The sequence below is a fragment of the Rhizobium sp. L1K21 genome, assembly GCF_024055895.1.
In the GTDB taxonomy this organism is placed as follows: Bacteria; Pseudomonadota; Alphaproteobacteria; order Rhizobiales; family Rhizobiaceae; genus Ensifer_A.
This window is the reverse complement of the sequence record NZ_JAMXLE010000001.1, coordinates 2,436,419-2,457,877: the sequence shown is the minus strand read 5'-3', so window position 1 is coordinate 2,457,877 and position 21,459 is coordinate 2,436,419. Positions and strand designations below refer to the sequence as shown.

Sequence of the window (21,459 nt, the reverse complement as noted above, 5' to 3'; positions counted from 1 at the left end):
GGAATGAATTTCAGGATGTCCGGGTTAAGCGTTTCGCGCACCACTCACACATTTCGTCGACCTCGCGCTGAACAAAAGCGGGATCGCGATATGCATTGGCAAGCATCGCAGCGCCCTGGCTGCGCGACAGGATATGCAGGGCAAATTCGCCTGACTGCGGTCCGCACCCACCGGCCTCGAATTGCTGCGTCAGCCAGTCGCGAAAGAGGGTGAAAAGCTTCACCGCCTCACCGCTCAGCGGGTGGTTCAGTTTCGCCAATTCGCTGCTCAGCGTACCGACCGGGCAGCCATAGGCCATGATTTTTGTCTGGTTGGTGATCAGGATTTTGATGAAACAGGTGATCCGCGCCAGCGGGTCGGGTGCATCCAGTTCCCATTGCAGCAGCATCGTGCCGCGATCTGAGAGCCGACGCTCTATCACGGCGGCCAAAATCTCGTCCTTGGTCTTGAAGTGATAGTAGAAATTGCCGCGCGAGATCTTCACTCGGGCGGCGATGTCTGCAAACGAGGTGTGCTCGTAGCCGTTTTCATAAAACAGCCTGTCGGCCACCTCCACAATCATATTCCGCGTGTCTGCTGCGCTCATCTGAAAATCTCTAGGGCATTTGTCCTAATTTCAGAAATAGGACAACTGTCCTAATGAGTCAAGCCAGATTTGGATGGAGCTATTCGATCAGGATGACAGGGCGTTTGTGACGTGGTCGCGCAATCCAGATGCCAGCAACGATAACACCAGCGCCCATTGCCTGCACAAGGCTCACCGGTTCGTCAACAAACACCCAGGCAAAACCGGCGGCTGCAACAGCCTCAATGAAAATGACCAGCGAGGAGAAGGTGGTCGGCAGCCGCCCAAGCGCAACGGAAAGCAGGCCCTGTCCGCCGACATGGCTGACCAAAGCCAGTGCAAACAAAACCGCCCAGCCGGAGGCCGATTTCGGGATCAGATTATCGTCCAGAAAAATGGCAAAGGCAAACAGCACCAGGGCGGTAACAATGCTCAGTTCGAAGGTGACACGCCCGGCACTCGATATCTTGCGGGCTGCGCCCACGCAGAGGAAATAAAGTCCGAAAAACATGCCGGTAATCACGCCTTGCGCATCTCCGATAGCATGTTCTGGATTGAGCCCGAGGCTCTCATAAACAAGCGCGCTGCCACCCAGAATACAAAGCGCCATGCCGCCCAGCACAATGGGTTCCGTGCGCTGCCGCAGCAAGAGAAAGCCAAACACCACCACCCAGATCGGGGCCATGGTGGCAAAGAAGGTGGCATTGGCAATCGTGGTGTTCACAATCGCCAGATGCCAGAACAACAGGTCACCAGCAAAAGCAAATCCGGCCAGAATGGTGGGCAGCGCAAAGCGTTTCACAACAGTACCGCGCAAGGGGCGCTCGTCCTGCTTCATCCAGAGCCACAAAACGGGCAGCGCGAGAAGCACGCGCCAAAAGGCGCTGGCCATGGGGCCGACATCGGCAAAGCGCACCAGCGTCGGCGACACGCTCATCGCCAATGCCGCCGCCACCATGGCCATAAGCCCCAAGGCCATTTCAGGGCCGGTATTGTCGCCGGAGCTGCTTTCGGGCGGGGCAGAAGGAGCCGTTTCGCGCATATGAATGATCCCGTGAATCGGCACAGTCGGCCACTGCGAGACTATGACATTCCCGCTTTCGGCGGTCCAAGTGAATTATATTGATGACAAGACTTACGGCTCGCCCCACAGAAGGGCGATCGATCCGACCTTGGGATTAAGCGTCACAAGGGTCTCGTTGGACGAAGAAATAACCTGGTCACCGGAGAGTTCCATCGGGACTTCGGTGTCGGGATCAGGGCTGAAACGTACACTCAAGCCGCAGCCGCCGTCGAGTGTGCTCAGCTTGCCATCAAGAAAATCGGTAACATAACCACCATAGTCCCAATCGAAACCGGAGATTTCAAACGGGCCGCCATTGGCCTCCAGCAGGGTCTGGAAATCATCGCCGATGGAAAGACCGTCTACGCTCCAGCCAGTCACACCGTCATCGGGCTGCACCGTGGCCAGCTCTTGCATCGCTTCGTCGAAGAAATAGACATTCAGCCGCTTGTCCGGATCATTCGGAAAAAGCTGAACACCTTGCTGGGTTTCGCCTTCCGCCCCGGGAAGATCGACGATCACGGCGTCTTCGCCAAAGCGTTGAGTCAGGCTTTCGGCACTATCGCCCTTTTGAATGGGATCGGAACAGGTCAGTTCTGCGGCAAGTGAAAAGGAAGGAAGGACAATGCCGGCTGCAAATGGCAAGAGGTAAAGCGGAAAGCGCATTTTCGTAAAGGGCTCCAAAAACATTCCCACATGGGAACGAACTTGATAATGCCATAAAGCATTCGGCTGGCAAGCGGGCATTATGGCCTAATCCGGCCAAGGTGCTTGACCCCCGCGCGAGGCCGTGGCAACTGTCCGCGCGAATTCAAACTGTATTCAGGCCCCATATCATGACTTCCAGCGTCCCGGATCATATGAACCCCAAGCGCTCGTTCCAGGCGCTCATCCTCACCCTCCACAATTATTGGGCGGACAAGGGCTGCGCGGTTCTTCAGCCTTACGATATGGAAGTGGGAGCCGGCACCTTCCACCCGGCAACGACGTTGCGTTCGCTTGGTCCCAAGCCGTGGAAGGCCGCTTACGTGCAGCCGTCACGCCGCCCGACCGATGGCCGCTATGGTGAAAATCCCAACCGTCTGCAGCACTATTATCAGTATCAGGTGATCCTGAAGCCAAACCCCTCCAACCTGCAGGAGCTTTATCTCGGCTCGCTGGAGGCGATCGGCCTTGATCCGCTGCTGCACGATATCCGCTTCGTCGAAGACGATTGGGAAAGCCCCACGCTGGGTGCCTGGGGGCTCGGCTGGGAATGCTGGTGCGATGGCATGGAAGTCTCGCAGTTTACATACTTCCAGCAGGTCTGCGGCATTGAATGCTCGCCCGTTGCCGGTGAACTCACCTATGGCCTGGAGCGCCTTGCCATGTATGTGCAGGGCGTCGACAACGTCTACGACCTGAACTTCAATGGCCGCGAAGGCGACGAGAAGATTTCCTACGGCGAGGTCTTTTTGCAGGCCGAGCAGGAATATTCCCGCCACAATTTCGAATTCGCCAACACCGAAATGCTGCACCGTCACTTCATCGATGCCGAAAAGGAGTGCCTGGCACTGCTGGAAGCCGGCGCGCCAGGGGACTCTGACAATCAGAAGCTCCATAAATGTGTCTTCCCAGCCTACGACCAGTGCATCAAGGCCTCACACGTGTTCAACCTGCTGGACGCCCGTGGCGTCATCTCGGTGACCGAGCGCCAGAGCTACATCCTGCGTGTGCGCACACTGGCCAAAGCCTGCGGTGAAGCGTTCTTGCTGACCGATGCGGGCGGGGCGAATTATGAGAGTGCGGCTTGATAGGCAGCCACTTATTGGGAAGCCCATGATATGCTATTGAAAGTGCATATTTTGGAGTTGATCATGCGTATATCAGACAGCCTCGCCACACGTATTCTTGGCAAGCTCGCCGAGATGACGCACCTGAAGAAAGGCGACCGTTCGCGTCTGGAGGCTCTGAATCGCATTCGCGATCTCTCTGGCCTGTTGCCTGAAGATTGGCGTTTCGATCGCGAAGAAGCCAACCTGCGCCGCTAAATCCGGTCCTGCTGAATTCAGAGGGCTCGTATCGTTCTCAAAGTTGCAGCCGATTAATCCACCCACTTCACACCCAATTCCCAATTCACCTTGAGTGTGGGAAATGTCCCGGCATCCGTCTGGCCGGAGATGATGCGCAGGCTTCGGCGCGTCCCGGCGGGCTCAACGCGTTCCATCGCCACGGCATAGTCGAAAAACAGAACCATCAGCGGCAGCGTTGCGAGCATTTTGATCAGCATTGTCATGGCGTCCATCCTGTCGTCCCGGTCTGAGAGCCAAGCCCTGCGGTTTGAACCGACTTGTCTTGGGCTTGGTCAGCACCATCCATGGGTGAAACGATAGGCGGGGCTGGCTCTGACGGCTGCTACCGCGGTAACAGGCTGTCGGGAAAAGATCGGCCAAAAGGCCCGTTTTCGGGTGATGACTTTGTCCGGTTCAAACGTTAATCTCCGGCAAGTTTCACCGGAGGGGTCCGAATGTATGTCCTGATCGTCGTTGCGGTTATCGCGGTCATTGTCGTTTTTCTTTACAACGGGCTCGTCAAATCCCGTCAGATGGCGGAGGAAGCCTGGTCGGGCATTGATGTGCAGCTCAAACGCCGCGCCGATTTGATCCCGAACCTGATAGAGACCGTCAAAGGCTATGCCAGCCACGAAAAATCGACGCTCGAAGAGGTGGTTGAATTGCGTAACAAGGCGCAAGGTGTTCCCACGGGCGATGTGGAGGGCAGGGCGGCGGCTGAAGGCATGCTGTCTCAGGCGCTTGGCCGCGTCTTCGCGCTTGCCGAAGCCTATCCGGATTTGAAGGCCAACGAAAATTTCGCTGAACTCCAGCAGTCGCTGGAAACGCTCGAAACCGAAATCCAGATGTCACGGCGTTATTACAATGGAGCCGTGCGCGATCTGAATACCAAGGTGGAAAGCGTTCCCACCAACTTCATCGCCAACGCCTTCGGTTTTTCCAAGAAGCCTTATTTCGAAATCACCAATGAGTCCGACAGGGCTGTCCCGCAAGTGAAGTTCTGATATGAGGCGGCAAAACGCAGCCCAGATTTAAAAAGACTGATGACAAAAGACACGCTGACAATCACGCCACCCACTCACGCGCTTCAGGGCCGGATCATGCCGCCGGGCTCCAAGTCCATCACCAATCGAGCGCTCCTGCTGGCCGGTCTGGCCAAGGGCGTCAGCAAGTTAGCCGGTGCGCTGAAGAGTGATGACACGCTCTATATGGCCTATGCCCTGCGTGCCATGGGCGTGGTCATTGAAGAGCCGGACCATACGACCTTCATCGTTCATGGCAATGGTGGCCTGAAGGAGCCGGAAAATGCGCTTTTCCTCGGCAATGCCGGTACAGCCACCCGTTTTTTAACGGCAGCTGTCGCCATGTTTGAAGGCACCTTCATCATCGATGGCGATGAGCATATGCAAAAGCGTCCCATCTCGCCGCTTGTCCATGGGCTCTCCACGCTGGGTGTGGATGTGCTCGCGCCCACCGGCTGCCCGCCGGTGACGGTTTGGGCCAAGGGTGGTTTTACGAAAAATCATGTCACAATAGATGCCGGTCTCTCATCGCAATATGTCTCCGCACTGTTGATGGCGGCGGCCTGCGGCAGGGAAGCATTCACCGTCGAACTCGCCGGTACGGCCATTGGCGCACGCGGCTATATCACGCTCACCACCGCCTGCATGGAGGCGTTCGGCGCCAAGGTTCACCAGGAAGGCGATGCCAAATGGATCATTGAGCCCACCGGCTACAAAGCTGCCGATTACCTGATTGAGCCGGATGCGTCAGCTGCCACCTATCTCTGGGCGATGGAAGTGCTCACCGGCGGAAAAATTGATCTCGGCGTTGCCGCATCCGAATTTTCACAACCCGATGCGCGTTCCTATGACATGATCGCCGCTTTCCCCCATATGCCGGGCTCAATCGATGGCAGCCAGATGCAGGACGCAATCCCCACGCTGGCTGTCCTTGCCGCCTTCAACAACAGCCCGGTGCGTTTTACCGGCATTGAAAACCTGCGTGTGAAGGAATGCGACCGCATTCGTGCATTGTCGCTGGGTCTCAACAATATCAGCGCCGGTCTGGCGGTCGAAGAGGGCGACGACCTCATCGTCAATGGCAATCCCGCACTTGCCGGCAAGCCGGTTGACGCATTGATCGACACCTTTGCCGATCACCGGATTGCCATGAGCTTTGCTTTGGCGGGTCTGAAGATCCCCGGCATCAAAATCGAAAATCCGTCCTGTGTCGCAAAAACCTATCCGGGCTACTGGGATGCACTGGCCTCGCTGGGCGTTGCGTTTGAAAGGCGCGCGTGATGAGACGTTCCTGGCGTGAGAGAATGCCGAAATGCATCGGCGCATTGCTTCCAGCATTCCTCGGCCTGCTGTTCATCGCAGCACAGGCACACGCCGCAGAAGTCATCAAGACCTACCACTCCGATATCGATCTTGCCAAAAGTGGCGAACTGACGATTGCGGAGACGATCACGGTCAATGTTGAGGGTGATCAAATCAATCACGGCATATACCGCGATTTTCCCCTGACGTTTGAAGATGCAACCGGCCGGATCCGCGAGGTGGATTTTGATCTGCTTTCCGTGGAGCGCAATGGCAAACCCGAACCGTATCACACCGAAAGCATTCCCAATGGTATTCGCATCTATGCGGGCAGTGCTGACGTCTGGGTCGATAGCGGTATTCAGGTCTACCGTTTCACCTACAAGACCGGTCGCCAGATTGACCTCTGGGATGATCGCGATGAGCTTTACTGGAATGTGACCGGCAACGGCTGGATCTTCCCCATCGAAAAGGCAACAGCGACGATCACGCTGCCAGACGGTGCAAGCGTCATCGATGTGTCGCTTTACACCGGCGCTCAAGGGGCAACGGGCAAGAATGCAAGGAGCGCGGTCGCTGGCAATCAGGTTATTGTGGAGACCACCCGCCCGCTGGCAGCCTATGAAGGTCTGACGGTCTCAGTCACCATGCCGCAGGGCACAGTCGACGAACCGACTGATGCCGATTTGCGCCGCTGGTGGTGGCGCGACAATCGCAACCTGATCCTCGGCCTCGTTGGCGCGATTCTGGTTTGGGGCTGGTACGGCTGGTCGTGGTCCAAGGTCGGTCGCGATCCGCCCCGCGGCATCGTCGTGCCGCGCTGGGATGCGCCCCACGGCCTGTCGCCTGCCTTGATCAAATATGTCGATGCCAAGGGTTTCGGCTCGGGCCAGTGGGAAGCCTTTTCCGCAGCCTGCATCAATCTGGCAGTCAAGGGGCTCATCACTCTGGAAGACCTCGATTCCGTCGTCACCATGCGTGCGGTGCCCGGTGCCAAAGGTGACGGCCTGCCCCCTGGCGAGGCGGTGATATTCGAAAACGTGCGCAAGAAGTCGGAAGGCTTCCGTATCGCCAAATCGAACGGAAAATCCGTTCAAACCCTCGGAGGCGATTTCGTCACCGCCATCGAGAAGGAACATCGCGGCAAATATTATCAGTTCAACGCGTCTTATGTTGTCGCTGGCATTGCGCTTTCGGTCATCGCTTTTGCCTCGATATTCATCTTTGGCCGGTTCTCCGACGATGCAATCGGTATGATCATATTCCCGAATTTTCTGGCGATTTTCATTGGCATATTCGCCGGCGTATTCGGCCGCGGCCTTTCAAACGCCTCGCTGGCCAAAAAGGGTCTGACGATCGTCATTTTTGCCATCGTCGGACTGTTCATTCTGGGAATCGTCGGCCTTCTGTTTGCAGCCACTTTCGATACGCTTTACGCAACCGGGGAATTGCCCGCCGTGCTCGCCATGTGCAGCATTGTGGTGGCCAATATCATCTTCTTTTTCATCATGGGCGCGCCAACGCCCCTTGGCTCCAAGATCATGGATGAGATCGCTGGGCTGCGCTTGTACCTGACTTTGGCTGAAAAAGACCGCATGAACATGCAGGGCGCACCAAAGATGTCGCCCAAACATTTTGAAACCCTGCTTCCCTATGCTGTTGCGCTCGGCGTTGAAAAACCCTGGAACGAAGCGTTTGAAAAATGGCTGGCGGATGCCAGGCTCAGTGAGCCCTATCAGCCTCTTTGGTACAGCGGCCACGGATACGATTCCTTCAGCCGCGGCATAAGCCACATATCCTCGTCCATGGCATCCACCGCCGTGTCCAGCCTTCCTGCACCGCCGCCAAGTTCTTCGTCTGGTTCGTTCGGCGGCGGTTCGTCCGGCGGCGGCGGCGGCGGTGGCGGCGGGGGCGGCTGGTAATCTCCGATCCCCACCGCCTGAAGCTTTACGCGGAGGTCTTGCCGCGGGCGCGGTAAATATCTTCGGCCAAGCCGTCCTGGCCGCCGTCATATTCCGAAATCAGCAGCGCCAGTTCCTTGTTGTTCTCGGCAAGCTCCATATTGATCTCCTTGATCATGGAGATCGTCAACGGCTCGTCTGCTGCGGCCTTCAAGGTCTGACGTACCTCAGTCAGCGTCGGCGAGCCTTCCCCGCCGCTCAGGTTGGAAATGAGCGCCTGAGCATACACCGTCGATACCATGCCCACGACACCACGCGGCTCTGCATCAAGCGAGCGGTCAATGGCGCGCGGATTGTTGTCGTTGAACCGGATCGGCCGCGGTTCGGGAAGCGGAATCTTGGTCTTGTTCGCCGGCAGGATAAAGGTCTTTACCTTCTCCGATGCGGCAAATGCGCTGCCTGCACTGGCAACGAGGGCCGGGGATGTTGCTGCCACAAGCGCAATCATCATTGCACCATGTTTGGTATATTTCGAAAACTGCATTTTTTCCTCCATCATGTGGAAGCGGCGGTTTCCGTGCGTCTCTGAGACGTCTCGGCGATTGTTCTTCTGCGCGCCGCTGCAAGTTATACTGATGAAATGTAAACCGATATGGCCGGGCAAAAGTTCCCCTGATGGCGAAGGACGCCAAAGACAACCTGTTTAAAAAGGAAACGGATTTTGAACCGGTACAAGCCTTTGACCCACTACGGTCAAAGGAAAAGGAAAGACCATGACCCGGAATTGGGACCGTGCCGCGGCTGCTATGCTGGCTTTCGCCACCCTCATATTGCTGACTGTGTTTTTTGAACACCGTCCCTTCTTCGATTGGGCCTTCACCCGCCATCAGAACACCGCCTCATGGGTGGCCCGCCCGCTCTTTTTATTACCCTTCTGCTATTTTGCCTTTCGCCGCTCACTCACCGGCATCATGGCATCCATTCTGGCGCTGTTGACCTCCATGTTCTGGTTTCCGGCACCTGCCGTGCCCCGCGAGGATGTCATGCGCTTCCTGGCGATGGAAAAAGACATTCTTTCTCAGGGCTGGTCTCTCACCAATATGGTGGGGGCATTGGCCGTTATTTTTTATGGCTGGGCGCTGGCGGCGGCGTTCTGGAAGCGGTCATGGAGGCTTGGCCTTGGTGTCGCTGCTGCGGGCGCGCTGGTGAAATCGCTCTGGAGCGTCATCTTCAGTCCAGAGGCAGGTCATTCCGTTCTGCCCTATGCCATAGGCGGCGTGATTGTGCTGGTGATCGCTGTTTTCATCGCGAACCGCATCAACCACTCGCGATAAGCCGACAGGGCTTTTCTCGCGCCAACTAGGTGACAATCGTCTCGCAGCTTGCTAAGTCCCGCGCACAGATTTCACAAGCAATTAGCAAGCTGAACAACCATGCCTGACCTCCTTCTCGAACTTCGCTCCGAAGAGATACCCGCACGCATGCAACGCAAGGCGGCGGGCGACCTGAAAAAGCTGCTGACGGATGCATTGGTCGATGCCGGTTTGACCTATGAGGGCGCACGCGAATATTGGACGCCACGCCGGCTGACGCTGGATATCCGTGGGCTGACGGCGCGGTCTGCCGATACGCGCGAAGAGCGCAAGGGTCCGCGCACCGATGCCCCAGAAAAGGCAATCGAAGGCTTTCTGCGTGGCGCAGGGCTGACCTCCATCGATCAGGCAGAGGTGCAGAACGATCCCAAAAAGGGTGATTTCTACGTCGCGGTCATCGAAAAGCCGGGCCGTGCTGCCGAAGAGATCATTGCCGAGGTTATGCCCGGCATTATCCGCAATTTTCCCTGGCCGAAATCCATGCGCTCGGGCGCGGCATCGGCCCAGCCGGGCGCGCTGCGTTGGGTGCGCCCGCTGCAGTCCATCGTCTGCACCTTCGGCGTGGAAAATGACGAAGTATCGGTCATTCCCTTTGAAGTCGACGGCATCACTGCATCGAACGTCACGTATGGGCACCGTTTCCACGCGCCGGAGCCGATCACGGTCAAGCGTTTCGACGATTATGTGGCTGCCCTGGAGAAGGCCAAGGTCGTTCTCGACGCCGAGCGCCGCAAGGAAATCATTCTGCAGGACGCCAAGAACCTCGCTTTTGCCTCCGGTCTCGATCTCGTGGAAGACGAAGGTCTTCTCGAAGAGGTCTCCGGTCTTGTTGAATATCCGAATGTCCTGATGGGCACCTTCGAAGAGGAATTTCTGGATATCCCGGACGAAATTATCCGCCTGACGATCAAGACGAACCAGAAATGTTTCGTCTGCCGCAAGGGCGGCGAGAATGCGCTGTCCAACCACTTCATCCTTGTTTCCAATATTGAAGCCAAGGATGGCGGCAAGGAAATCATGCACGGCAATGGCAAGGTCGTGCGCTCGCGCCTGTCGGATGCCGTTCACTTCTGGAAGCAGGACCAGCGCGATCTGCCGGATCTCGCCGAACTGAAGGACAGCGCCGCAAAATTCGATCTTGATCTTAAGAAGCCGCTCGATCAGCGCATGGCCAAGCTCGACCATCTGAACGTCACCTTCCATGCCAAGCTTGGCACGCAAGGTGAGCGTGTTGCCCGCATCCGTGCGCTGGCAAAGGAACTCAGCGCCATCACCGGTGCCGATCCAGCCAAGGTTGACCGTGCAGCTGTGCTCGCCAAAGCCGACCTGCGCACCGAGGCTGTCGGCGAATTTCCCGAGCTTCAGGGCATCATGGGCCACAAATATGCGCTCCTGCAGGGCGAGGACGCCGATGTCGCCGCCGCCCTCGAAGAACACTACAAGCCGCTCGGCCCATCGGACTCGCTGCCGACCAATCCGGTCGCCGCCACTGTTGCGCTCGCCGACAAGCTGGATACGCTCGCTGGTTTCTGGGCCATCGACGAAAAGCCCACAGGCTCGAAAGACCCTTATGCGCTGCGTCGTGCGGCTCTAGGTGTGATCCGCATTTTGCTGGAAAAGGGAAATGTCCGCCTGCCTTTGCTCACATTCGCCAAGGATGCGGACCTCCTGTCCTTCTTCCACGACCGCCTGAAAGTCTATCTCCGCGATCAAGGCGCGCGCCACGACATCATCGATGCCGTACTGACGCCGGAGGCCGACGATCTCTTGATGGTCGCCCGCCGCGCTGAAGCGCTCACCGCCTTCATCACCTCTGAAGACGGGCTGAACCTTCTCGCTGGCACCAAGCGCGCCACCCAGCTACTGGCCGCGGAAGAGAAGAAGGGCACGAAGGTTGCGCAAAGCGCCGATGAGGACCTCTTCACCGAGGCCGCAGAACGCGAACTCTTCAAGGCGATCAGCCTGGCCTCCATGGAAGCTGCCGAAGCCGTGAAGCGCGAAGACTTCCGTGAAGCCATGGAAGCGCTGTCCAAACTGCGCGGCCCGGTCGACCGCTTCTTCACCGATGTTCTGGTCAATGACGAGGATGAAGCCATCCGTGCCAACCGTCTGGCGCTCCTGGCCCTCATCCGTGAGACCACGGCAACGGTTGCGGACTTCTCCAAGATCAACGGCTAAAGACAGTCACCTTCTCAGCCTTCTGAGAGGGTGATAGTCTTGTTTCATGCCGAAAATCCTCATCTCCGCCTGTCTTGATGGTCGTCCCGTTCGTTATGACGGGCAGGCCAAGCCGCTTCTTGACTTGCGCGTTGAACAGTGGCGCGGCGAGGGGCGGCTGGTTTCCACCTGCCCGGAACTGGCCGGTGGTTTTTCAACACCGCGCCTGCCGGCCGAAATCGAAAACGGCATGACCGGCAGCGATGTTCTTGCGGGCAGCGCAAAAGTCATCGATAGCGCCGGGGCAGACGTGACGGCAGCCTATATGGATGGCGCGCAGGCAGCACTGGCGCTGGCGCGCGAGACTGGCTGCGCCTTCGCTCTCCTCATCGACGGCAGCCCATCCTGCGGTTCGGCCAAGATTCACGATGGTAGCTTTTCCGGGAACAAGCACGCCGGTGCCGGCGTGACGGCAGCCTTGCTTAAGCAAAACGGCATTGCTGTCTTTTCGCATCAGGAACTCGACGCACTGGAGCGGGCCCTCACGGGCGTACGCACTGATGGACGGTGACGCTTTCAGGCTTTGGCTTGAAAGAACAGCCCCAAGCGCGCGCCGCGCATTTTGCTGACGCGCGCCAGCACCAGAACGCAGACAGCCAGCATCGAAATATCGGCAATCGGCCAGGCGAGCCAGATACCGGGTTCTCCGAAGAAATAGGGCATGATGAGCCCAAGCGGTACGGCAATCAGATAGGTTCTGATCAGGCTCATCGCACCGGCTGCCCAGGCAATGCCGAGCGCCTGATAGTAGCCGGCAATCACAAACAGCGGCATGTTGAGCGCATAGGCCATCATCGCCACCGGCACGATGCGTGAGATTTCGCTCACCACCGCTTCGTTATCGACAAACAGCCGCCCGATTGGATCGGCAAATGCAATCAACAGAAGCTCGAAGAGCGCCGCATAGATAAAGGCTGTCAAAAGCGCCGTGACCAGGGTCTTGTTCGAACGCTGAAATTCGCCCGCGCCATAATTGTTTCCGGCCATGCTTTGGGCGGCGAGATTAAATGACAGGACCGGCATGAAGCCGAAGGTGAGGATGCGCGTGAAGATGCCGTATGCAGCGATGGTGTCTTCCGTATTCTCACCGCCCCACACGTTCAACATGGTAATGATCACGGCTGAATTAAGCGCGATCCCGGCAAAGCTCAGCGATGGCGGCAGGCCAAGCGCCAGCATGTCACGCCACTGGTAGGTCAGTTCGCCCCGCTGCGGCATATCCATGCGAAGGGCCATTCTGCCCGAGAAGCGCAGCGCAATCGCCCCTGCAAAGGCGAGCGTCTGTGCCGCAACCGTTCCCCAGGCAGAACCCGCCGTTCCCATGTCCAGCATGGCGATGAAAATATAGTTGAAGACAATGTTGAACAGCGTGGCAGCAACCCCAATCAGCGCCATGATCCCCGCCTTGCCTTCACTGCGCATTTCGTCGCCCTGAATGGACAGGAAAAACATCAGCGGCGACGTGTAGGTCAAGATGGCGACATACTGCCAGCCCTGGCGAGCAATCGCCTCATTACCGCTGGCTGCTGCCGAAAATCCCATTGCGCCGAAGGCGGTAAATCCAATGGCAAGCACTAGCGACACCACGAGTGCCAGGCTGTGTGAGGATAAAAACGCAGCCTTTGCCCGCACCAGATCGTCGCCCCCGATATAACGCGCGACGATGCTTGCCATGCCGGAGCCCAGCATCGTAGACAGGGCAACCAGCAGCATGAACATGGGGAAGGCAAGTGTCACCGCCGTCAGCGCATCGGCACCGGCATAAATGCCCAGAAACAGGGCGTCGACCACAGTGTACAGCCCGTTGACGATCATGAAAAACGCAATGGGAAGAACGGTTTTGAAATAAACGGCGGGGACAGGCCCGCTGAGATAGGGGTTGGCTCTTGGGGCCTCAATCATGCTCATGGCTCATTTCCGGACACTCGATTTTCATGATCGGGGGCCCGCATTGCCGCACGTCAGAGTGTGCTGAGCTTGAGAATGAAAACTTGACTTCACCATGCAAAATGCGCGGGACCGGCAGGCACAAGTAACCGTTAACCGCTATGCCGCACGGTGTTCATGATGTCAATTGAGAATCGCTCTCCGGATGGCCTAGTTCAGCCGCAGCTCAAGCGCTGTCGGGTTGAAATCGGCCTCTGGCGCGCTATCGACGCTCGCCGCAACCGGTTTCCCGTCTGGCGTCAGCGCTGCGGTCTTTGTGTCACGATCAACCTTTGGCGCATTTGCCGCAATGCGCGAGCGTGCCCATTCGTCCATGCTCTCTTTGAGCGCGGCCATCTCCGCCTTCTTGCGCATCTTGTCGCGATAGGCAATTTCGCGTTCTATAATCGGGGCCTGGGTGACAGAAACCCGGCGGATGGGCGAGCCACCCTGCCAGGCTTCAATGCGAACCACCTTCTTGTCGTCACCGGTACCGACGAATTCCAACCGTTCGGTCCCGTGTTTCAACTGTGGAACGATATAGTCGGGTACGACCTCGGGTTTCGGTCCATCGCAGGTCGCACATTTGAAATAGAAGACACTGCCGTTTGCACCGCTATCCGCGGGGAAGGTCTCAATGGAATGTGCCGTCAGGTTCCCGGCCAGAGCGGGCAGAGCCGCCAGGGTCAGAACAGAGCCAAGAATAATGCCACGCATGAGACGTCTCCCGCATTCAATCAGCGACGAGAATAACGCCCTATTGTTTCCAACCCGTCAGCAGAAGTGGTTAAACTTCGGTTAACGGGGCCGGATGATCATTGACGGCTTTCAGGCTTTTTCCCGCTCAATGGCGCGCCAGCCAATGTCGCGGCGGCAGAAGCCGTTTTCCCATTGAACAGCATCCACGGCAGCGTAAGCGCGGGTTTGTGCCTCCATCACGCTGGCACCGGTCGCCGTCACGTTCAAGACACGCCCGCCAGTTGCCACAAGTTGGCCGTCTTTCAACGCCGTGCCGGCATGGAATATCTTCGTTCCGTCAACGCTCTCGGGCAATGCGGCAATCACCGTGTTTTTCTCGTAAGACCCCGGATAACCCTTGGACGCCATCACGACGGTGAGCGCGGTTTCATCGCGCCATTCGGCCGTCACCTCGTTAAGCCTGCCTTCGGCAGCCGCAAGCAGGATTTCCAGAAGATCGGATTTCAGCCGCATCATCAGCACCTGGCACTCCGGATCGCCGAAACGAACATTGTATTCGATCAGCTCCGGCCCTTTTTCGGTGATCATCAGGCCGGCGAAGAAAACGCCGCTGAAGGGATGCCCGTCGGCGGCCATGCCGGCAACGGTCGGCTCGATGATTTCCTTCATGGTGCGCGTAACCATCGCCTCCGTCATCACCGGGGCAGGGGAATAGGCCCCCATGCCGCCCGTATTGGGTCCGGTGTCACCGTCGCCCACGCGCTTGTGATCCTGGGCTGATGCGAGCGCGAGAAGGTTCTTGCCGTCGCTGATACAGAAGAAGGACGCCTCTTCGCCATCGAGATAGGCTTCGACAACGACTTCTGCACCGGCCTCGCCATAAGCCCCTTCAAAACAATCGTCGATGGCGTTCAGCGCCTCATCCAGCGTCATCGCCACCGTCACGCCTTTGCCGGCGGCCAGACCGTCGGCTTTGATAACGATTGGCACACCCTGCTGGCGCACATAGGCCTTGGCCTTCGGCGCATTGTTGAAGCGTTGATAGGCACCGGTCGGGATGTTGTATTTCGCACAGAGGTCCTTGGTGAAACCCTTGGAGCCCTCCAGCTGCGCTGCTGCGGCAGACGGACCGAACACCTTGATCCCGGCAGCGCGCAGATCATCTGCAATGCCCGCGACCAGCGGCGCTTCCGGCCCTACGATGACAAAGGTAACAGCCTTTTCATTGCAGAACGCGATCACCGCATCGTGGTTGTCAACGTCAAGGCTCACCAGCGTGCCACAATCGTGCATGCCGGCATTGCCCGGCGCAATATAAAGCGTCGAAAGCAGCGGCGACTGGGCCATTTTCCAGGCCAGCGCGTGTTCACGCCCGCCAGAGCCGATCAACAGGACATTCATGCGTTTTGCCTCCGGAAAATTCTGACTTTCGCCTAGAGCCTGTGGATTGAGGCGTCAAGCGCAAGGGCCGAGTTTCCCGGCAAAACCGCTTGACGGCGGGCAGTCCTCTTGCCACAGATCGGGCATGAACCAGCAAACCACACATAGCGATATGGGACGCGTCTCTGACGCCCCTTCCAACAACTGGGTCTACAGGCTGCTGCCAAGAGGGCTCTGGCCCTATGCCCAGCTTGCCCGCTGGGACCGGCCCATTGGCTGGCAGTTGCTCATGCTGCCCTGTTTCTGGTCGGTGGGGCTTGCCGCAAACGTGGCCGCAGGTGCAGGCAGTCTGAATGTGGCACAGACCCTTTTGCATCTGTTTCTGTTTTTTGTCGGTGCGGTGGCCATGCGTGGTGCAGGCTGCACCTATAATGACATTGTCGACAAGGATATCGACATGCAGGTGGCGCGCACAAGGTCCCGCCCGCTTCCCTCGGGCCGGGTCACAAGCCGTCAGGCGAAAATCTTCATGCTGGCGCAAACCCTGGTTGGCCTTGTCGTGCTTTTGCAGTTCAACTGGTTTGCGGTGGCCCTCGGGGTCGCTTCGCTCGCCACCATCGCCATTTACCCCTTTGCAAAGCGGTTTACAGACTGGCCGCAATTTTTTCTCGGCCTGGCGTTCTCCTGGGGCGGTTTGATGGGATGGGCGGCAGCCTTTGGTTCGCTGTCACTTTCCTCCGTCATCCTCTACGTCGCGGCCATCGCCTGGACGATTGGTTATGACACCATCTATGCGCATCAGGACAAGGAAGATGATGCTCTCGTCGGTGTGCGTTCGACCGCGCGCCTGTTTGCCGAAAACACCGCCAAATGGCTCGTCGGCCTATTTGGCCTCACACTTCTCCTGCTTGTCGTTTCATTTGCACTCGCAGGCGTTGGTCTCGTCGCCTATCTCGGTCTCCTGGCAGCAGCGGTCGCCTTCGCCTATCAGATCCGTGCTCTCGATATCGATGACGGTGCGCAGTGCTTGAAACTCTTCAAGTTCAACGCCGTTGTAGGTGCCATTATCTTCGCCGGCCTCATACTGGCATTGCCCTTCGCCTGATCGAGCGCGGTCCCCAATAAAAAACCGGCTGCCAGGGAAAGCAGCCGGTTAAGGAGGGGGACTGGAGGGTCCAATATTTATTTTTATGTTGGGTCGACAACCGCCTTTTGCAAGGCGGCGCTCGAATTATGTGCGCGCGATGATTTCGCGGCCTTCGATCGACATTTTGAGACCAAGGCTGCCGGTGGTGCGGCGAACCAGGAACCGTGGACGACGATCAGCAAAGTTGGAATGACGCCGGCGCGGCTTTGGCTGCTTGGCTGAAACATTGGTCAGATGCTCTTCCAGCGGGCGGGCAACGCCATCGGCCTCCACCATCATCATGGGAATGCGATAGGCATCGGCCCAGTTGCGCCAGTCGGCCGCAATGTCGCAAAGGTCGTGTGCAACAAGAAGCGGAATGCACAGATCGGGGTCTTCATGGTGCAGTTCCAGCGTCACGGTCACTTCGCCATTGCCATGGTCGATTGCGCGGGCCGCAACGCCCTTGAAGACGCTTGCGGGCAAAGCCATGGAAATCGGCAGTCCGCTGGAGGGCAGAAGTCTTTTCAACACCGCGCCGCGTTCGTTGAGCGTGAAGCTCACGCTGCTGTTCTCGTTCGCCACCGCATAGCTCGCCTCGTGGGGAAACCGTCTGGGGTCCAGCCGGAACGTTGCGCCATCTGCCCATGCGGGTTTGAAGTTAGCATATTGCATCAGTTTAATGCCCTTGTTTTACCTTGAGGCCTGAGGCCTTCTTGTTATTGCTCAGGGGCTTTTCGCCCTCTTGTATCCGTGAAGGTAAGGGCTGGTACCTTCCGGTCTGCTTAAGAATCGAGGTTAAGAAAACTTTGCCTATCCAGATGGTTAGCAAAATCGAATCGGACAGGGTTTAGCAAATGTGAATATGCGTTCAACTGCTGTCGCAGGATGGTTCGGAGAACAAACGCAATCGTGCAAAAAGAACGCTGGATCAGCGCAGCTTGAGCTGGCTCAATGAATAGAGGGTATCCGCACTCAATCCGCTGCTACTGCCTGATAAAATGGAAACGACGGAATCCGTAGAGGAGTTTTCCAGGTCATATAGAGCAGTAAATTTCTGTATCAGGCTGGAAAGCTTGTCCTCGTCGCGCAGGTCTTCCAGGTTGAGATATTTCTCCACCAGCTCGGCCTGTTTCTCGATATCCTGTGAAGAGAAACTGTCGGGCAGGCTGAAGGTTGTTTTGAAGACCTCAAGCAACGCGGTGTCGCCAAGGATATCGTAGGCGCTCTTGATCGACGGCGCTTCACGCTCGAAATAAAGCGCCAGACGGACACCGGCACTGTCCTCTCCGGCCTCCTCTTCAATCGACTGTCGGTAGTAAAGGTTGACCGTCTTGAGAAGGTCTCCGGATGTCTGCACGCCGCCGACATCCTGGCTGCGGGTCACATGTCCGTTTTCGTCAAAATTGAACGTCGCAGCAAGTTCAGCGAAGCGATAATCGGATTGCTGATTGGCAAAGCTGTCCGGATCGGACAGATCCGATTGGAATATCTTTTTCATGAAGTCGCTGGTTACGTTTTCGGGATCAATGCCGCTGGCGATAAGAGCGAAATTCACGAGGCGGTCGTTCTTGAGGAAATCGTCCATCGTTTCGACCTTGAGTATCTCATCCTGATAATACTCGGCCTCGGTGTCCGCCTTTGCCCGAACGGCATCAGCCTGTTCAGCCTCTGCAAACGCGGTCTGCGCTATAATATACTTCTTTGAGAGGGAAATGATGGACGATTGTGACTGTGCCTGCATAGGCGACGTCACGTTGCCGTCTTCATCAATATTGAAGAATTTGGCAAACTGAATGTAGCGGTCGTCGCCAAGCCGGTTCGCATAGCTTCTCGGATCGTTGAGGTCGCTGGTAAGCACGCGCTGCATCTTGTAGCGGGACACTTCGTCTGCATCGAGCCCTGCTGCTTTGAGCGCAAATTCATAAATAAACTTGCCGTTTGCGTCCGAGCCGTCGAGCAGTCCCTTCAATCCTCCGTCATAGGCATTGAGCGCTATGTTGAATTTTTTGACGTCGAGCGCATCCTGCGCTTCATACTTGTCGTCATAGGCGGAGAAGTACCGGCTGTTGGTAATGCGAATGTTCTCATTGCTCATCGCCACTGCGCCAGAGGGGAGGGTGCCGTCCTCATCGTGATTGAAGTTGAATGCGCGTGAGAGTGCAACAAGGCCGTCGTAATTCGCCTTGCCCTTATATTCGGTGTTCAGATAGCTGTTTTCATCGTCAGGGTCGCTGGTAATCGCGTTGAGAAGCATCGACTTGACCACAACGCCATCAGTGATGCCGAAAGCGGTTTTCAGATAGTCGAAGATGCGATCGCCATCCGCGCCATAGAGCATCTCACGGGCGGTGGTGTAGTTGTTGACCGTCTCGGCGAAGAATTCGGTATTCAGCGTAGCGCCGGTCTTCGTTAGTCGGTCCTGTTTGTAGGCATATGCCTCGGTGATATCGTTGAGATTGGCATCGCTCAGGTATCCGCCAGCCGGCACGGTGCCGTCCGAGTTGAACTCGAAATCCTCGACAATGGCAACAAAAGCATTGACGCTGGTAATGGCGGCTTGCTGAGTTTGGATGATGGCATTCTGTTCGGCCTTGAAGGCCGTGCTTTCCGCGCCCGGCGCAGGCAGGTTTAACGAATCGTAGCTGTCGATAATGGCCTGCGTATCGCTGATGGCCGTATTTATTGTCGTGAGGTCAGGCGTGTAGTTCAGTGCATCTGAATCGGCTGAAATCTGTGTATTCAGATCGTCAATTTGCTGGTTGATATAGGTCGTGTCGGCACCAGGTTCCGTCAGCGCCGCTTGCCAATCGTAAAGCTGCGACTTCAAGTCGTTCAGGGACGTCAGGGTCGTCTTGTCCGCGTCCCATTTGTCGAACTCGGCCTGCAGTGGATCGATCTGCGCTTGCAGCGCTGCGGTGTCTGCGCCCGGTTCCTGTTGTTGTGCCGTCAAGAGGTCGATTTGATATTTCAGCTCCGTCGTCTTGTTGGAGACGAAATTATAGACCGTCGAATCCAGACTCTTTTTGGCTTCGGCAATATCGAGATCGATTTGGTGAACATCGGCACCCGTTTCATTGCGAGCGGTCTGAAGGTCCGACAAAGTAGTCTGCAGCGAAGAATAGGTGTCGCGCTGAGATATATAAGCATCTCTGATACTAATGAACGTATCGCGCTCGACGACAGGACTCAACTTGGCCTGTGCCGCGTCGATCTTATCTTGCGCCGTGGTGATATAGTTTTGAAGTTGGGTATCGGTGTCAGCAGGGGAGCTGACCAGCAATTCGCGCAGGAATGTATTGTCAAATGTGCTCGGGTTCAGCCCATAGGCCTCAAGCGTATAATCTCTGAGACGGCTATTGGCGATGAATTGATCGACGTTCTGCACGTATTGGGAATCGTTCATCACCTTGTAATAGCGTGTTTCAGAGCCGATCGTTTCCTCCAGCCTGTCGGAATAGTCGCCGTAGTCTTCAATCATGGCATCGGTCTGAGCCGAGCTCATCAAGGTTTTTGACTGCGCGCTCGCCTGATAGGCAATGGCGAAATCACGATAGCGCGAATCACTGAGCCGGTTCGCAAAGCTGCTGGAGTCTGTCAGGTCGCTCTCAAGGACCTGTTTCATGAACGCCTTTGCATAGGTCATGTCTTCAAGGCCATAGGCTTTCATCGCATACGAATAAAGCCGGTAGTCGTCCATGAATTCATCGACGGACGTTACCTTGACAATGTTTTCCTTATAATAGGCGGTGTCCCTCTGGACCTGCGGATCCGACGAGATGCGATTCATGCTCGCACGCATGTCTCTCGACCATAAATTGTAGCCTGAATAGGTTGAAACCATCGAGCTGATCCGGGGTAAATCTAAACTGAAAGCTTAACAAAAAAATCTTAACCAGAACTTTACGAATTGAACCTTGCGCGAATCGGAACTCACTTCGTCGCAATGTTGCATTTGGAGCTGCCAACCATCTTGCGCTACACGTTCAGTCGTTATATCCATTTGAATATAACGTAGATCATGGAGATTGGTGTGGTCAGGTTCCTGAAAATTCTCATCCCTGCAATTTTGCTCGTATCAACAAACCCGCTTTCGGCGCTGGCTGGCGAATTGCGCATCTTTGCAGCCGCCAGCATGAAAAACGCGCTCGACACTATCGCCGAGGATTGGCATGCAAAGACGGGCGACAATGTCGTTCTCACCTTCGCCTCATCCTCTGCCATCGCAAAACAGATCGAGCAGGGCGCACCAGCCGATATCTTCATCTCCGCCGATCTCGGCTGGATGGATTATCTCGAGAAGGCCGGAGAGATCAAAGAAGGAACCCGCATCAACCTGGCCGGAAACGCCCTGGTTCTGATAGCTCAAACTGGCGACGCGCGTGCATTGAAAGTGGATGCAGGCCTTGATCTGGCCGCCGCACTTGATGGCGGCAGGCTCTCCGTTGGCGCAACCGAAAGCGTTCCCGCCGGTCGTTATGCCAAGGCCGCCCTTGTCAGTCTCGGCCTGTGGGACAGCGTGAAAGATCACCTGGCGGAAGCCGAAAATGTGCGTGCCGCCCTGGCACTCGTTTCACGCGGCGAAGCGCCGCTCGGCATCGTCTATTCCACAGACGCGAAGGTGGATGCGGGCGTGAAAGTGCTGTCTGAGTTTCCCCAGACCAGCTATCCCCCGATCATCTATCCGGCAGCCGTGGTCAAATCGTCGACAGCAGAAGACGCAGGCGCGTTTATCAGCTACATGCAGGGCGCAGAGGCACAGAAGCGTTTTGCGGAGGCAGGCTTTACCGCCGCCCCTGAAAAGACGTCCAACTGAGCCGACAAGCACTTGAAC

General features: G+C 56.8%; 20 protein-coding genes. 10 read left to right on the top strand and 10 right to left on the bottom strand.

The annotated features are described in order from the left end of the window. Nucleotides 1-10 precede the first annotated feature (10 nt). The 3 genes from NHF56_RS11885 to NHF56_RS11875 form a co-directional block, all read right to left on the bottom strand. The gene (locus NHF56_RS11885) at nt 11-586 is read right to left on the bottom strand and encodes a TetR/AcrR family transcriptional regulator (protein ID WP_252804537.1); all 576 of its coding nucleotides are present in this window, start codon (nt 584-586) and stop codon (nt 11-13) included. Between the two features lie 79 nt (nt 587-665). Next, on the bottom strand, nt 666-1,607 hold the full coding sequence (locus NHF56_RS11880; RefSeq protein ID WP_252804536.1) for a DMT family transporter: 942 nt from the start codon (nt 1,605-1,607) through the stop codon (nt 666-668). 93 nt (nt 1,608-1,700) lie between these two features. After that, complete coding sequence (locus NHF56_RS11875; RefSeq protein ID WP_252804534.1) at nt 1,701-2,294, bottom strand: hypothetical protein; 594 nt, start codon at nt 2,292-2,294, stop codon at nt 1,701-1,703. Between the two features lie 170 nt (nt 2,295-2,464). Here NHF56_RS11875 and NHF56_RS11870 point away from each other — a divergent pair, with 170 nt between their 5' ends. Both NHF56_RS11870 and NHF56_RS11865 read left to right on the top strand, forming a co-directional pair. Continuing rightward, complete coding sequence (locus NHF56_RS11870; RefSeq protein WP_252804531.1) at nt 2,465-3,421, top strand: glycine--tRNA ligase subunit alpha; 957 nt, start codon at nt 2,465-2,467, stop codon at nt 3,419-3,421. Nucleotides 3,422-3,484: 63 nt separating this feature from the next. Further along, nucleotides 3,485-3,658, top strand: a complete 174-nt coding sequence (locus tag NHF56_RS11865; RefSeq protein WP_252804528.1) for a hypothetical protein — start codon at nt 3,485-3,487, stop codon at nt 3,656-3,658. A gap of 53 nt (nt 3,659-3,711) precedes the next feature. Here NHF56_RS11865 and NHF56_RS11860 read toward each other — a convergent pair whose 3' ends face one another. Continuing rightward, nucleotides 3,712-3,903 carry a hypothetical protein gene (locus NHF56_RS11860; protein WP_252804526.1) on the bottom strand — a complete coding sequence of 64 codons (192 nt, stop codon included), beginning with the start codon at nt 3,901-3,903 and terminating at the stop codon, nt 3,712-3,714. A gap of 231 nt (nt 3,904-4,134) precedes the next feature. Here NHF56_RS11860 and NHF56_RS11855 point away from each other — a divergent pair, with 231 nt between their 5' ends. Genes NHF56_RS11855 through NHF56_RS11845 form a run of 3 tightly spaced genes read left to right on the top strand, consistent with a single transcriptional unit; the run spans nt 4,135 to nt 7,925 of the window. Continuing rightward, on the top strand, nt 4,135-4,683 hold the full coding sequence (locus NHF56_RS11855; RefSeq protein WP_252804524.1) for a LemA family protein: 549 nt from the start codon (nt 4,135-4,137) through the stop codon (nt 4,681-4,683). A gap of 39 nt (nt 4,684-4,722) precedes the next feature. Beyond that, nucleotides 4,723-5,982, top strand: coding sequence for a 3-phosphoshikimate 1-carboxyvinyltransferase (locus NHF56_RS11850; protein WP_252804522.1), 1,260 nt, complete (start codon nt 4,723-4,725; stop codon nt 5,980-5,982). A gap of 23 nt (nt 5,983-6,005) precedes the next feature. Further along, entirely contained in the window at nt 6,006-7,925 is a 1,920-nt protein-coding gene (locus NHF56_RS11845; protein WP_373456299.1) for a DUF2207 domain-containing protein, read from the top strand. 25 nt (nt 7,926-7,950) lie between these two features. Here the strand turns inward: NHF56_RS11845 and NHF56_RS11840 are convergent, their stop codons facing one another. Further along, nucleotides 7,951-8,448, bottom strand: a complete 498-nt coding sequence (locus NHF56_RS11840; protein WP_252804519.1) for a hypothetical protein — start codon at nt 8,446-8,448, stop codon at nt 7,951-7,953. A gap of 229 nt (nt 8,449-8,677) precedes the next feature. On the opposite strand from NHF56_RS11840, the gene NHF56_RS11835 reads away from it, so the two are divergent. The 3 genes from NHF56_RS11835 to NHF56_RS11825 all read left to right on the top strand — a co-directional run bounded on the left by NHF56_RS11835 (nt 8,678) and on the right by NHF56_RS11825 (nt 12,005). Further along, nucleotides 8,678-9,238 (top strand): hypothetical protein, encoded by a 561-nt coding sequence (locus tag NHF56_RS11835; RefSeq protein ID WP_252804517.1) that lies wholly within the window; start codon nt 8,678-8,680, stop codon nt 9,236-9,238. A gap of 99 nt (nt 9,239-9,337) precedes the next feature. Next, nucleotides 9,338-11,455 carry a glycine--tRNA ligase subunit beta gene (gene glyS, locus NHF56_RS11830; protein ID WP_252804514.1) on the top strand — a complete coding sequence of 706 codons (2,118 nt, stop codon included), beginning with the start codon at nt 9,338-9,340 and terminating at the stop codon, nt 11,453-11,455. Between the two features lie 46 nt (nt 11,456-11,501). After that, nucleotides 11,502-12,005, top strand: coding sequence for a DUF523 domain-containing protein (locus NHF56_RS11825; RefSeq protein ID WP_252804513.1), 504 nt, complete (start codon nt 11,502-11,504; stop codon nt 12,003-12,005). A 5-nt stretch (nt 12,006-12,010) separates the two neighbouring features. On the opposite strand, the gene NHF56_RS11820 is transcribed toward NHF56_RS11825, so the two are convergent. The 3 genes from NHF56_RS11820 to purD form a co-directional block, all read right to left on the bottom strand. Beyond that, nucleotides 12,011-13,402, bottom strand: coding sequence for an MATE family efflux transporter (locus NHF56_RS11820; protein WP_252804512.1), 1,392 nt, complete (start codon nt 13,400-13,402; stop codon nt 12,011-12,013). 189 nt (nt 13,403-13,591) lie between these two features. Next, nucleotides 13,592-14,137 (bottom strand): plant virulence effector HPE1-like domain-containing protein, encoded by a 546-nt coding sequence (locus NHF56_RS11815; protein WP_252804511.1) that lies wholly within the window; start codon nt 14,135-14,137, stop codon nt 13,592-13,594. Nucleotides 14,138-14,248: 111 nt separating this feature from the next. Then, nucleotides 14,249-15,520, bottom strand: coding sequence for a phosphoribosylamine--glycine ligase (gene purD / locus NHF56_RS11810; protein ID WP_252804510.1), 1,272 nt, complete (start codon nt 15,518-15,520; stop codon nt 14,249-14,251). Between the two features lie 124 nt (nt 15,521-15,644). On the opposite strand from purD, the gene ubiA reads away from it, so the two are divergent. Then, nucleotides 15,645-16,604: a 4-hydroxybenzoate octaprenyltransferase gene (gene ubiA, locus NHF56_RS11805; protein ID WP_252804509.1), complete on the top strand. Its 960-nt coding sequence runs from the start codon at nt 15,645-15,647 to the stop codon at nt 16,602-16,604. A 126-nt stretch (nt 16,605-16,730) separates the two neighbouring features. Here ubiA and NHF56_RS11800 read toward each other — a convergent pair whose 3' ends face one another. Both NHF56_RS11800 and NHF56_RS11795 read right to left on the bottom strand, forming a co-directional pair. Beyond that, entirely contained in the window at nt 16,731-17,300 is a 570-nt protein-coding gene (locus NHF56_RS11800; protein ID WP_252804508.1) for a DUF6101 family protein, read from the bottom strand. Between the two features lie 256 nt (nt 17,301-17,556). Then, a complete protein-coding gene (locus tag NHF56_RS11795) occupies nt 17,557-20,427 on the bottom strand; it encodes a DUF1217 domain-containing protein (RefSeq protein WP_252804507.1) in 2,871 nt (956 codons plus the stop codon). A 231-nt stretch (nt 20,428-20,658) separates the two neighbouring features. Between NHF56_RS11795 and modA the strand changes: the two genes are divergently transcribed. Then, nucleotides 20,659-21,441: a molybdate ABC transporter substrate-binding protein gene (gene modA / locus NHF56_RS11790; protein ID WP_373456276.1), complete on the top strand. Its 783-nt coding sequence runs from the start codon at nt 20,659-20,661 to the stop codon at nt 21,439-21,441. Nucleotides 21,442-21,459 lie beyond the last annotated feature (18 nt).